Source organism: Mycolicibacter heraklionensis (assembly GCF_019645815.1).
In the GTDB taxonomy this organism is placed as follows: Bacteria; Actinomycetota; Actinomycetes; order Mycobacteriales; family Mycobacteriaceae; genus Mycobacterium; species Mycobacterium heraklionense.
Map to the genome: position 1 here is coordinate 4,929,057 of NZ_CP080997.1, position 12,747 is coordinate 4,941,803.

The 12,747-nt window shown below is 67.6% G+C and carries 11 protein-coding genes; 7 read left to right on the top strand and 4 right to left on the bottom strand.

Going from position 1 to position 12,747, the window contains the following annotated elements:
• Positions 1 to 95: 95 nt before the first annotated feature.
• Complete coding sequence (locus K3U94_RS22850; protein WP_220695132.1) at positions 96 to 896, bottom strand: rhomboid family intramembrane serine protease; 801 nt, start codon at positions 894 to 896, stop codon at positions 96 to 98.
• Between the two features lie 68 nt (positions 897 to 964).
• On the opposite strand from K3U94_RS22850, the gene K3U94_RS22855 reads away from it, so the two are divergent.
• Together K3U94_RS22855 and K3U94_RS22860 are read left to right on the top strand one after the other, a co-directional pair.
• The gene (locus K3U94_RS22855; RefSeq protein ID WP_220695133.1) at positions 965 to 1,606 is read left to right on the top strand and encodes a class I SAM-dependent methyltransferase; all 642 of its coding nucleotides are present in this window, start codon (positions 965 to 967) and stop codon (positions 1,604 to 1,606) included.
• A gap of 29 nt (positions 1,607 to 1,635) precedes the next feature.
• Entirely contained in the window at positions 1,636 to 2,088 is a 453-nt protein-coding gene (locus K3U94_RS22860; RefSeq protein WP_047319170.1) for an Rv1352/Rv1906c domain-containing protein, read from the top strand.
• Between the two features lie 105 nt (positions 2,089 to 2,193).
• Here the strand turns inward: K3U94_RS22860 and K3U94_RS22865 are convergent, their stop codons facing one another.
• Both K3U94_RS22865 and K3U94_RS22870 read right to left on the bottom strand, forming a co-directional pair.
• On the bottom strand, positions 2,194 to 3,591 hold the full coding sequence (locus tag K3U94_RS22865; protein WP_220695134.1) for a PE-PPE domain-containing protein: 1,398 nt from the start codon (positions 3,589 to 3,591) through the stop codon (positions 2,194 to 2,196).
• A 137-nt stretch (positions 3,592 to 3,728) separates the two neighbouring features.
• Entirely contained in the window at positions 3,729 to 4,346 is a 618-nt protein-coding gene (locus tag K3U94_RS22870) for a TetR/AcrR family transcriptional regulator (protein WP_230987304.1), read from the bottom strand.
• 125 nt (positions 4,347 to 4,471) lie between these two features.
• On the opposite strand from K3U94_RS22870, the gene K3U94_RS22875 reads away from it, so the two are divergent.
• The 4 genes from K3U94_RS22875 to K3U94_RS22890 all read left to right on the top strand — a co-directional run bounded on the left by K3U94_RS22875 (position 4,472) and on the right by K3U94_RS22890 (position 10,001).
• A complete protein-coding gene (locus tag K3U94_RS22875) occupies positions 4,472 to 4,918 on the top strand; it encodes an MmpS family transport accessory protein (protein ID WP_230987306.1) in 447 nt (148 codons plus the stop codon).
• Positions 4,915 to 7,863 (top strand): MMPL/RND family transporter, encoded by a 2,949-nt coding sequence (locus K3U94_RS22880; protein ID WP_230987308.1) that lies wholly within the window; start codon positions 4,915 to 4,917, stop codon positions 7,861 to 7,863. The genes K3U94_RS22875 and K3U94_RS22880 overlap by 4 nt, the downstream gene beginning before the upstream one ends.
• Before the next feature lie 86 nt (positions 7,864 to 7,949).
• Positions 7,950 to 9,299 (top strand): FAD-dependent oxidoreductase, encoded by a 1,350-nt coding sequence (locus tag K3U94_RS22885; protein WP_220695135.1) that lies wholly within the window; start codon positions 7,950 to 7,952, stop codon positions 9,297 to 9,299.
• Positions 9,300 to 9,329: 30 nt separating this feature from the next.
• Complete coding sequence (locus K3U94_RS22890; RefSeq protein ID WP_220695136.1) at positions 9,330 to 10,001, top strand: maleylpyruvate isomerase family mycothiol-dependent enzyme; 672 nt, start codon at positions 9,330 to 9,332, stop codon at positions 9,999 to 10,001.
• 2 nt (positions 10,002 to 10,003) lie between these two features.
• On the opposite strand, the gene K3U94_RS22895 is transcribed toward K3U94_RS22890, so the two are convergent.
• A complete protein-coding gene (locus tag K3U94_RS22895) occupies positions 10,004 to 10,630 on the bottom strand; it encodes a hypothetical protein (RefSeq protein ID WP_220695137.1) in 627 nt (208 codons plus the stop codon).
• Between the two features lie 67 nt (positions 10,631 to 10,697).
• On the opposite strand from K3U94_RS22895, the gene K3U94_RS22900 reads away from it, so the two are divergent.
• Positions 10,698 to 12,746: an MMPL family transporter gene (locus K3U94_RS22900; RefSeq protein WP_220695138.1), complete on the top strand. Its 2,049-nt coding sequence runs from the start codon at positions 10,698 to 10,700 to the stop codon at positions 12,744 to 12,746.
• Position 12,747: the final 1 nt, after the last annotated feature.

Below are 12,747 nucleotides of genomic sequence, written 5' to 3' on the forward strand. Positions count from 1 at the left end.
GTCGCCGTGGGCGCCGATTGGTCGATCCTCTCGCTGGTGGACCACCGAAAGCTTAGGGGGCGAGCAGGCGTCTCAGCGGGATGACACGCTCGCGATCAGGAGACCAATTCGGCAGTGCGCCACCAGATCAGCGCGATGAACAGTGCCAGCAGCGCAAGACTGGCCACTGCCTGAATCCGGGTCCGGTTGGCCTGCGGCGGATAGACGTAGGCGAACGCGACCAGCACCCCGGTGATCAGACCACCGACATGTCCCTGCCAGCTGATGTGCGGAATGGTGAAAGTGAAGATCAGGTTGACCACGATCACCGCACCCACCGCGCGGACATCCATCCGCAGCCGGCGTCCGATGACCAGCGTGGCCCCGAACAGGCCGAAGATGGCGCCCGAAGCGCCTGCGGTCTCGGTGGTGATCGGCGCCAACAGGTAGACGGCAACCGAGCCGCCCAGTGCGCTGAGCAGGTACAGCGCACTGTATCGCACCCGACCGAGCAGGCCCTCGAGTTGAGGTCCCACCACATACAGCGCCCACATGTTGAGCAGCAGATGCATCGGGCCGTAGTGCAGGAACGCCGACGTCACCAGGCGATAGATCTGCCCGTCGGCCACCGCCGGTGTCCACAGCACCAACTCGGACTCCAGCTCGTGCGACGACAGCTGCGCGACGAAAGCCAGCACGCTCAGCGCGATCAGCCCGTAGGTGACCACCGGTGTCCCCGAGGCAGCGCGGACCAGCGGCCGCGCCGCCCGGCGCACCGGCGTTCCGCCCGCCTGCGCGCACTCCACGCAATGCTGGCCGACGGCGGCGCTACGCATGCAGTCGCCGCAGATGTAGCGATCACAGCGGGTACAGCGCAGCGCGGTGGCCCGGTCGGGGTGCCGGTAGCAGACGGTCATGGCTATACCTTCTCAGAGCGGCCCGCTCAGGGCGCACTTGCCGGAGCGCTGGCGGTAGATTTCACGCCATGTCGTCTCAAGCTCCGCGCCAAGCGTTCAATGACGTCGTCACCCGGTTCTGGAGCTTCGCCGCTCCCGCCTATGACACCGGCTTCCTCCAACGTTGGGTCTATCGTCCGGCCCAGGACGAGCTGATTGCCGCGCTGCGCTCGCGCAAGCCGGCCCGGGTGGCCGACATCGCCTGCGGCACCGGCATCCTGGCCGACCGTATCGAACGTGAGCTGTCCCCCGAGGCGGTCTACGGGGTGGACATGTCCGACGGCATGCTCAACGAGGCACGGGAGCGCTCGTCGCGCGTGCACTGGCTGACCGGCCCCGCCGAAGCGCTGCCGTTCGAAGACGGGGCGCTGGATGCGGTGGTCACCAGCTCGGCGTTCCACTTCTTCAACCAACCGGCCGCGTTGCGGGAGTTCTACCGAGTGTTGGCGCCGGGCGGAATGGCGGCGGTCACGGGGATGAGCCCCCGGCTGTCCGATCCGCTCAAGGCGCTGACCGGGATCCGGTGGAATCCGGCGCGCCAGCCGACGCCGGCCGAGATGCGCACGCTGTTCACCGACGCCGGTTTCACCGTTCCGGACCAGCACCGCGTGGCGCGTCCGGCCTGGACGCTGGTCGTGTCGGATCTGATCACGGTCGGCGTCAAGCCGTAACGCTGCGGCCGTAGGTACCCTCGCCTGGTATGAGACCGAACAAGCTGGCCGGGACCGCGGCGGTCATGCTGGCCACGGCCTGGACAGGCTGGACGGCCACGGGGATCGCCGGGGCTGATCCGACCCCTGCTCCCCCGCCCGCGCCCAAGCAGGTGATCGACGGCGACGGCACCTACGCGGTCGGCAAGGACATCGTGCCCGGCACCTACCGCTCCGACGGGCCGCGTGACGGGGCGGCCTGCTACTGGCGCCGCATCGGCGGCGACAAGACCCTCGACAGCGCGATGACCAAGAAGCCGCAAGTCGTGCTGATCGAGCCGAGTGACACCGCGTTCCGGACCGACCGCTGCCAGACCTGGCAGCTGACCGAATGCCCGCCCACCTGCGCGCCGGTACCGCAGCAATCGGTGGGCCTGCCCGATGTCTTGAAGGGCTTCGTGCCGACGGCTCGGCCGCCGGCCCCCGCTCCCAGCGGCGGCTAGCGCTCAAGCCGCCGGCTCCACGCGCGGGTGTGAAACTCACGACGTGACACGCCGTGGACGCGTCGCCACAGTCACGCTCGACCGGGCGCCTCAGTCAGACGACGATCAGAACAGGTCCTGCAGGGTGCTGCTGATGGACGAGGCGGTTTCCTGCAGCACCATGAATTCGATGCCCGCAGCCAGGGTCATCAAGCCCGTGCTCGCCGCAAGCGGCAGGCCGAAAGCGTCCAGCGGATCGGTCGCGATGTTGTCGGTGAACAGGGTGGCGGCGTAGGCCGGCAGGTTGAGCGTCAGCGCGGTGAGGATGTCGGCGGTCGGCAGCAGCGTGGCGTAGGCCTGCGAGAACGCCGAGGACAGCCCGTTGACGATATCGGTGAACGACGGCGTGCCGCCGGACACCAGATCGCCGACCATCGACGACGGATCGGCCGCCGCTGGGTGCTCCAGGTCGTTGAGGAACGCCTGGAAGCCCTCCTGCAGAGCGGGGCCCATGTTGTTCATCGCCGTGGTCAGTTGCTCGGTCGACGGGAACAGCCCAAACGTGGTGGGCACGTTGGCCTGACCGACGTCCCAGCCCTGATTGTCGGGATTGTCGTAGCCCAGGTTGACGATCTGCGTCAGGGCCGGGTTCAGCAGGTCGACCAGCGCTTTGCCGATTCCCGGGATGCCCTCGAAGGGCCGCAGCAGCGGCAGCACCTGATCGTCGGCCATCGGGACCATGTAGTAGGTGGTGTTGCCGTCGTAGCCCTCGGTGGTCGGCAGCAGGATCGCGTTGTTGAGCTGGTCGGGCGTCAGATCCTGATAGGTGGGATGCACGTACTCGATGCCCAGGAACGCGTTGAGGTCGGACAGGAAGTTCAGCGTGAACTTGGGGAAGTCGGCGAAGCCGTCGTACTCCTGGGTGTAGATGGTGGTGTCGTAGATGGTGTCCGGCGGGGTCGCACCACTGAAGGTGATGCCCAGGCTCGGCAGGCTCAGCCCCTCGAAGCGCTCCAGCAGCCCGCCGTCGGGGTTGCTCGGGTCACCGACCAGCACGAACTTGACCGCGTCGGCGGCGACGCCGTCCTGTTGCAGGTGGGGCATCACCATTCCGGAGATGGTCGAGCTCTGCGATTCGCCGTAGACGGCGACGGTGTTGCCGAGCGCGACCTGCTGTTCGATGTCGCTGGTCAGGATGGTGGTGCCCTGAGCGAACGAGGTGTCGAACGGCAGGCTCTTGACCCCGGTATAGATCGGCGATCCGCCCTCGGGCGTGAACACACCCTGTGAGACGGCGCCCGGCAGAATCCGCTGGATGTAGGCGTCGCCACCGGCGATGTAGTCGGGTCCCGGGATGGGGGTGCCGGTGCCGCCGACGACCAGACCCACATCTTGGCCGGCGGTCAGCTGTACCGCGCGGAATACCAGTTCAGGCCCAGCCGACACCACCGGTGTCGCGGCGAGCATTCCGGCGCCGATCAGGGTGACACCGGCGGTGGCATAGGGACGAAGCGCTGTACGCATGGCATGTCCTCGGGACGCGGCAGAAAAACTCGATATCGCCAAGCCTATGACCGCCCGAGCTGAGCATTCAATGAAAATTGCCTGTAAGTCGCGAGGGCTTCCACAGTGGCCACGGACAGCTCACCGTGGTCGTCAACTCAGACGCGTTCGGCCTCGGCCAGCAGTAGCGTCGCACCGTCAACCAGCGTTCCGATCACCTCGTCGGTGCTGAAATTACTGAGCCACAGGTTCGGTGTGTCGGTGCGATGCAGCATCGCGACGCCGTGCAGCGCCACCGACAACGCCGCGGCGATCCGGTCGGAATCGGGGTCCGACGCCGAATCCGGCGTCTCACCGCGACAGGCCAGCAATCCTCGGGTCACGACGGCCAGCGCCCGGCGAGCCGCAGGCGGGGCGTGGCCGTCCTGGGTCATCAGGGCGTAGCGCAGCGGATGGCGCTGCGCGAACGACACATAGACCCGGCAGCCGATGAGCAGACGTTCCCGCGGGTCAGTGGCTTGCTGGACGTGCTCGGCGATCTCGTCGGAGACCTGAACCCAGCTCGACTCGGCTACCGCCTCGAGCACCCGCTCCAGGTCGTCGAAGTGTGCGTACACCGAGGGCGCGGCGATACCGGCCTCCCGGGCGATGCGCCGCAGCGAAACCTCGGCTTCGCTGTCCGCGCCGTCGATGACCCGAACAGCGGCAGCCAGGATCTCGTCGCGCAGCAGCGCGCCGTGACCTCGCAAATTGCGCCGACGAGGGGGAGTGGGCACGCGGTGATCCTAACGGTTTGTTAGTTGCCCTCACTTGCGTTCTGCATAACACATCTTCCGCGCAAGTGTGAGCTGGCACCATTTAACTTTACACTCGTTTCTTTACGGTCGTAAGGTTAACGGCTATGAGCGCAATGAAAAAGCTTCGCGGACCGCTCGAACGGCTGTGGATCGTGCTGGTGATCATCCCGGTCGCCGCGATCGGCGGACTGGTCATCTACCGGTTCCACGGCGTGTTCGGCGCAGCCGGGGCGGCGGTTGCCGGGGGCACCGGTGGCGAGATCGTCTCCACCGTGCCGAAGTACGTCACCTACGAGCTCTACGGCCCCGCATCGACGTCGGGCCTGGTCAGCTACGTCGATGAGCGCGCCCAGTCCCAGGAAGCCCAGTTCCACTCGCTGCCCTGGTCGCTAACGCTGACCACCACGCAGCCGAGCGTGTTCGCCAACGTCATCGCCCAGGGCGACAGCCACGAACTGGGCTGCCGGATCACCGTCAACGGAGAGCTGCGCGACGAGCACCGGGCCGACGGCCACAGCGCCGCCACCTTCTGCGTGGTGAAAGCGGCATGAGCAGCCACCACAGCGCGACCGGCACAGGAGCACCTCGGTTCCCGCGGCTGATCCGCGCGTGCGCCATCCCGATCATCCTGTTCTGGCTCGCCGCGGCCGCCGCGACCAACCTGCTGGTGCCGCAGCTGGAGGTCGTCGGCGCCCGCAACGCCGTCTCGCTCTCCCCGCAGGACGCGCCGTCGGTGATCGCGATGAAGCACATCGGCGAGAAGTTCGGTGAGTTCACCAGCGACAGCGTGCTGATGATCGTGCTGGAGAGCGATGCCGAGTTGGGGTCCGACGCCCACCAGTACTACGACCGGCTGGTGGCGACCCTGCGAGCCGACACCGCCCACGTCGAACACGTGCAGGACTTCTGGGGCGACCGGGTCACCTCGGCGGGCTCGCAGAGTGAGGACGGCCGGGCCGCCTACGTGCAGGTGCATCTGGCGGGCAATCAGGGCTCGGCGCAGGGCGTGGAGTCGGTGGACGCCGTGCGCGAGATCGTCGAGGGGTCCGACCCGCCGGCGGGACTGCGCTCCTATGTGACCGGTCAGGCGGCGCTGGTCGCCGACACCAACGAGGCCGGTGACGCCTCGATGGTGAAGATGACCGGTATCACCATGGCCGTCATCGCGGTGATGCTGCTGGTGGTCTACCGCTCGATCGCGACCACGCTGATCGGGCTGCTGGTGGTGGTCACCGAGATGAGCGTGGCCCGCGGGCTGATCGCGGTGCTGAGCAACTCGCACGTCTTCGCGATCTCGACATTCGTGGTCAGCATCCTCACCGCGCTGGCCATCGCCGCCGGAACCGACTACTGGATCTTCCTGATCGGGCGCTACCACGAGGCACGCAATGCCGGCGAAGAACGCGAACCCGCCCAGAACACAACGCTGTCCAGCGTCAGCCACGTCATCCTGGGCTCCGGGTTGACGATCGCCGGGGCGATGCTGTGCCTGCACTTCACCCGGCTGAACTACTTCAACACCCTCGCGGTGCCGTGCGCGCTGGGCATGTTCACCATCCTGGCGATGGGGCTGACCTTCGCGCCGGCGGTGCTTGCGGTCAGCAGCCGGTTCGGGCTGCTCGACCCCAAGCAGGTCACCAAGACCGGCGGCTGGCGCAAGGTGGGCACCGCCGTGGTGCGCTGGCCGCTGCCGATTCTGGCCGCCGCCAGTGCCGTTGCGGCCGTGGGCGTTCTGGTGTTGCCCGGCTACAAGACCAGCTACGACAACCGGCACTACATACCGGCCGACGTCCCGTCCAACATCGGCCATGCCGCAGCCGAGAAGCACTTCAGCTCCGCGCGGATGAACCCCGACATGCTGATGGTCGAGTCGGATCACGACATGCGCAATCCCCGCGACATGCTGGTGCTGGACCGCATCGCGCGCAACATCTTCCGGGTGCCGGGCATCGAACGGGTGCAGAGCATCACTCGCCCGCTGGGACCGCCCATGGAACACGGATCGGTGCCGTTTCAGATCAGCGCGCAAGGCGTCACGATGGCCGAGAATCTGCAGTTCCTCAAGGCGCGCCTCGATGACACTCAGACGATGGCCGACCAGCTCTCGTCGATGATCGCGGTGATGGACCGGCTGCACGGACTGACCGTGCAGCTCTCCGATGCCACGCACGGCACCGACGAGGCGTCCCACGAGATGGAAGGCACCATGGCCGAGGTCCGCGACCGCATCGCCGACTTCGACGACCAGTTCCGTCCGTTGCGCAACTATTTCTATTGGGAGCCGCACTGTTTCAACATCGGCATCTGCAATGCGTTCCGCTCGGCGTTCGACGCCACCGACGGCTTCGACCAACTGGCGGAGAACACCGCCACGCTGGCCCAGCAGCTGGACCGGGTCGACGGGATCACCCCGCAGATCGCCGATCAGATCCCGCCGATGATCGCCATCACCACCACCATGCGTGACCTGATGCTGACCATGCACAGCAGCTTCGGCCAGGTGGTGACGCAGCTCGAGCAGATGACCGACACCGCAGCGGTGATGGGCCAGGTGTTCGACGACGCCCGCAACGACGACATGTTCTACCTGCCGCCGGAGGCGTTCGACAGTCCCGACTTTCAGCGCGGGATGGAGTTGATGATGTCGCCGGACGGCTCTGCGGCCCGCATCCTGATCACCCACGACACCGACCCGGCGACCGTCGAGGGCATCTCGCACGTCGGCGCCGAGCTGCAGGCCGCTAAGGAAGCCGTCAAGGGCACCCCGCTGGCCAAGGCGAAGTTCTATCTGGGCGGCACCGCCGCCACCTACGCCGACATCCAGACCGGTGCGCACTACGACCTGTTGATCGCGGCGATCGCGGCGATCGTGTTGATCTTCGTAGTGATGCTGCTGATCACCCGGGCGCTGGTGGCCTCGATCGTGATCGTGGGCACCGTGGTGCTGTCGCTGGCCTCCTCGTTCGGGCTGTCGGTGCTGTTGTGGCAGTACGTGTTCGGCATCGAGTTGCAGTGGCTGGTGATCGCGATGAGCGTGATCGTGCTGCTGGCGGTCGGGTCGGACTACAACCTGCTGGTGGTCTCGCGGATGAAGGAGGAGATCTACCGCGGGACCGCGACGGGGCTGCGCACCGGGCTGATCCGGGCGATGGGCGCCACCGGCAAGGTGGTGACCGCGGCCGGCATGGTGTTCGCCTTCACCATGATCGCGATGATCGCCAGCGACCTGCGGTCCGTCGGCCAGATCGGCACCACCATCGGGCTGGGCCTGCTGTTCGACACGTTCATCGTCCGCAGCCTGATCACTCCGTCGATCGCGGCGCTGCTCGGCCGGTGGTTCTGGTGGCCGATCAACGTCCACCGGCGGCCGGCGCCGATCCCGGCTGAGCCGCCGTCCCCCGCCCGTGCGGACAGCGTCGTCGCCGCGCCAACGCCGCAGGTCTTCGCATCGACACCGACACTCTCGATGGCGCCGCCACCCGTCCCGGAGGGCTAGGAATCTTACTGTTACGCCAAGATACTCTTATTTTTCTTAATTTTCCTGTATCGTGGGGTCCCTTGCGTCACGGAGAGGGGCTTGCGATGGTCAGTTCGGGTACGTCAGCGGTGGTGTTGGGAGCCGGGATAGCCGGGTTGCTGGCGGCCCGCGTGGCGTCGGAGTCCTACGACTCCGTCACCGTCGTGGACCGCGATCGGCTCCCCGATCACCCCGCACAGCGCAGAGGGGTCCCGCAGGGACGGCATCTGCACAGCTTCCTGACCCGGGGCACGGGCATCCTCGGCGAACTGTTTCCCGGGATCCTCGACGAGCTGGCCGCCGCCGGCGCGGTGGTGATCGACAACGGCGATCTGTCTGGGCGCTACGCCCGCATCGGCCGCCATGAGCTCAACCGCACCGGCACGCTCGCCGATCCCCAGGCCCTGGCGATCTACAGCGCGAGCCGGCCGTTCATGGAGTTCCACGTCCGTCGGCGCGTCGACAAGCTCAGTAACGTCGCGTTTCTCGACGGCCACGACGCGGTCGAGCCGGTGCACGATCGGGGCGTCGTTCGCGGTGTGCGGGTCACGAATCGGGACAACAAGCTCACCCAGGTTCTGCACGCCGACCTCGTCATCGACGCGACCGGACGAGCCTCGCGCACTGCCGAATTCCTGGCGGCAAACGGGTTCGGCTGCGTGCCGGATCACCGCCTTCGCCCCGCTTGGGCCTACTCCAGCCAGCTCCTACGCATCCCGCCCGGACTGCTCGACGACCAGATGGTCTTCGTCAACCAGGGGCGCGCCTATCCCGGTCTGCTGCTGGTGGCCTACGAACACGACACCTGGATGCTGTCGATTGCTCGGCACAGCGACTATGGCTCTCCCCCAAGGACCTTCACCGCCATGCAGGTCGCGGCCAAGCAGATTCTCCCGGCATCGATCATGGCTGGGCTGCGCGACGCCACACCGGTCGGCGACATCGCGGTCTCCCATGACACCGGGGCACGGTGGCACCGCTACCACCAGATGCCGCGCTTCCCCGAAGGGCTGGTGGTGCTCGGCGACGGCCTCTGCCGGCTCAATCCGCTGCACGGGCAAGGCATGACGGTGGCGGCACTGCAGGCGCTGGCCCTGCGCGACTGTCTGGCAGAGGGTGGGCCAGACCTGTCGCAGCGCTTCTTCCGCGCGGCGGCCACCCAGATCGCACCGATCTGGGCGGCGAACGCGGCCCAGGATCGTCCCGTGGCCAACGATCGCCCGCACCCGATCCGCCGCCGACTGGGCGGGTGGTTCACCGAGGCGGTGGGGACCGCCGCGTCCCGCGACATCGCCGTGACCGAGCGGTTCCTACGAGTGCGCAACCTGGTGGATTCCCCATCACGGTTGCGCGATCCGGTGCTGCTGGCCCGCATCCTGCTGGCCAACCTGCGGGGCACGGGATTCGCGTCGTGACGCACCGGCGCCACGACACCGGAGGCTCCCATGCTTGACGCCATATACCGGGCCGCACGTGGCAGGATCAGCACCCTGGCCGCCGGACTCACCGATGACCAGCTGCGCATTCCGGTTCCGGCGACTCCGGGCTGGTCGGTGCACGACGTGCTGGCGCACCTGGCCGGTGGCGCCGCTGACGTCTTGGCGCAGCGACTCGACGGCGCGCCGGGTGAATACTGGACCGCACGGCACGTCGCCGAACGGCGCGAACGCACGGTCGGCGACCTGCTCGACGAGTGGGAGCACGCCTCCCCGGCGGCCGAAGCGAGTCTGCCCGAACGGTTCACCGGCCCGAACCTGGCCGCGGACGTGATCTGCCACGAAGGAGACCTCTGCGAGGCGTTGGGCCTACCGCGAACCGACCGCGAGCACTGGCAGCCATTCCTGGACGTGTTGGGTCGCCTGCCCGGCCGGCTGCTAGGCGACACCGCGACGCTGGTGATCAGCGATGAGCTGGGACAGCAATGGCGTTGCGGCTCCGGAGAATCCGTGACCACTTTGCGGGCCGACGGCTACGAGCTGATGCGCGGCCTGTTCAGCAGACGCTCGCGCAATCAGATCGCCGGATGGGACTGGTCTCCCGAGCCATCGGCGCAACTGGTCGACAGTTTCGGTGTTTTCGGGCACCGCGACGACGATCAGCCGATCCCGGTCTGCTGACCTCACCCGCCGCAGGAGGTCAACCGCGGCGGGGAGAACGCCACCGACCCGACCCCGCCGTCGACGGCGCCGTTGTTGGCGAGTTGCATCGTCGTCACGTAGGTACAGGTTTGAATCTCGGTGGATAAATTGAGGTAGACCACGTTGTAGGTGTAGGCGAACCTGCGGACCAACTGCTTGGCATCCCAGGGCACATCCAGCACGAAACCGAGCGATGAGTCGAGTGTCCGGATCCAGATTGCCCGCTCACCGGCCTCACCGAGCGACGGCACCACCGAAAACGCCGAACCGTCCGGTTTGGTGCCGGCGATGCTGAGGCTGTCGATGCGGTAGCCGGTGGCTTCCGCCGGTACCGGCGGCCCGGGCTGAATCCTGGTGGTGAACTGGATGGAGTAGTTAGTGCCGCCGCCAATCGCCCTGGTGGTGGAGAAGCTGGTCCAGCTGAATTCCTCCGGCAACTCCACAGCGCAGTTGTCGACCACCTGGTACGGATCGCCGCACCCGGGTGAGCCGGCCGGCGCCGCCAGTGCACGCGGGCCGGCGAGCGCGGCGCCGAAGACCGGCACCGCCCAGGCGGCACCGCGCAGGAAGATGCGGCGTGAGATCGCCGTCTTCGCACTGCTGGTCACGAGCCTCACAGTAGGCGATCAGAGCGCATTCGGTTGTTCGGCCAAAGTTTCGTGCGATGCTCGCCGGATGATTTGGGAGCGATTGTCCGCCGCCGTCAGCGGCCGCCGATCCTGGCTCGTTGCGCTGGTGCCGATCCTGATCGCCGTCGCGCTGATGGTGCTCAGCAACGACAACGGCGCCGCCACCCAATCGCCCGAGTCACTGCCGGCCAGCGCCGAATCAGCCCGCGCCGCCGCGGCGCTGTCCACCTTCGCCGGCGGGGAGCAGGCGACCGCGCTGCTGGTCGCCACCCGCACCGACGGTGCGCCGTTGACACCAGACGACCTCGCGGCGGTGACTGCGGCCCGCGACCGTATGACGAAGGTGCCCCAGGTGCTCACCGGGCCGGCCCCGCCCGTGCTGCCGTCCACCGACCACCAGGCGGCCCTGGCCACGGTGCCGTTGAATGCCGAGTTGTCCGGTTTCGGGCTCACCGATGCGGTCAAAGCCTTGCGGGCCGCTGCCGCCGACGGTCTGCCACCGACGCTGTCGACCCACATCACCGGCGGGCCGGCGTTCGGCGCCGACATCGCCGACGCCTTCACCGGCGCCAACGTCACCCTGTTGGCGGTCACCGCACTGGTGGTGGCGCTGCTGTTGATCGTCACCTACCGCTCGCCGGTGTTGTGGCTGGTGCCGCTGATGGTGATCGCGTTCGCGGATCGGGTGGCCACCATGGTGGGGTCCGATGTCGCGCGCGCCGCGGGGGTGACCTTTGACGGCTCCACCGCGGGCATCACCAGCGTGCTGGTCTTCGGGGCCGGCACCAACTATGCGCTGCTGCTGATTTCGCGCTACCGGGAAGAACTGCGCACCGAGCACGAGCATCGGGTGGCTCTACGCCGCGCGGTGGCCGCCGCCGCCCCGGCGATCCTGGCCAGCAACGCCACCGTGGTGCTGGCTCTGCTCACGTTGGTCTTAGCGGTCACCCCGAGCACCCGCAGTCTCGGGATCTGCGCCAGTTGCGGGCTGGTCGTGGCCGCGGTGTTCGTGCTGTTTCTGCTGCCCCCGCTGCTGGCACTGTTCGGCCGAAAGATGTTCTGGCCATTCATTCCTCAAGCCACGGGCGACGCGGGCACGCCCGCCGGCCCGTGGCACCGCGTCGCCGATGCCGTCTCGCGCCGCCCGGCCGTGGTGTGCACAGCGGCGGTCGTGGTTCTGGCGGTGTCGGCGGCGGGACTGCTGGGTGCCAAAATCGGGTTGTCGCAGACTGAGCAGTTCCGGTTGCAGGCCGACTCGGTGACCGGCTTCGACACGCTGGCAGAACACTTTCCGGACGGCGCGGCGAGTCCGACGGTCGTGATCGGCCCCACCGCCCGGTCCCAGCAACTCAAGCAGGCGATCACCGCGGTCCCGGGCGTCGTCTCGGCGGTCCAGACGGGTGTGTCCGAGACCGGACGAACCATGTGGTCGGTGGTGCTCAACGCCGCACCGGCGACCGATGCGGCTTTCAGCACCATTGCCGGACTTCGAGATTCGGTTGGTGCGGTGGACGCGCGGGCGTTGGTGGGTGGCGCCGACGCACAGGCCCTCGATGTCCGCGACGGGGCGGTGCGCGACCGCACGGTACTGATCCCGCTGATCCTGCTGGTGGTGCTCACCGTGTTGTTCGTGCTGCTTCGGGCGGTGTTGGCCCCGCCTGTCCTGGTGGCGGCGACGGTGCTCAGCGCGGTCGCCGCGCTCGGGTTGGGTTGCTGGGCCAGCCTGCACCTCTTCGGATTTCCGGCGCTGGACAACAGCACTCCGCTGTTCGCGTTCCTGTTCCTGGTAGCGCTGGGAGTGGACTACACCATCTTCCTGGTGACCCGTGCCCGCGAGGAGACCCCCGCACACGGCACCCGCGGCGGCATGGTGCGCGCGGTGTCGGCCACCGGCGGGGTCATCACCAGTGCCGGCATCGTGCTGGCCGCGGTGTTCTGCGTGCTCGGGGTGCTGCCGTTGATTGTGCTGACCCAGCTGGGCATCATCGTCGGTCTTGGAATCCTGTTGGATACGTTCGTCGTTCGCACCTTGGTGATTCCGGCGCTGTTCGCACTGATCGGCGATCGCGTGTGGTGGCCCAATCTGCCGCGCTGAC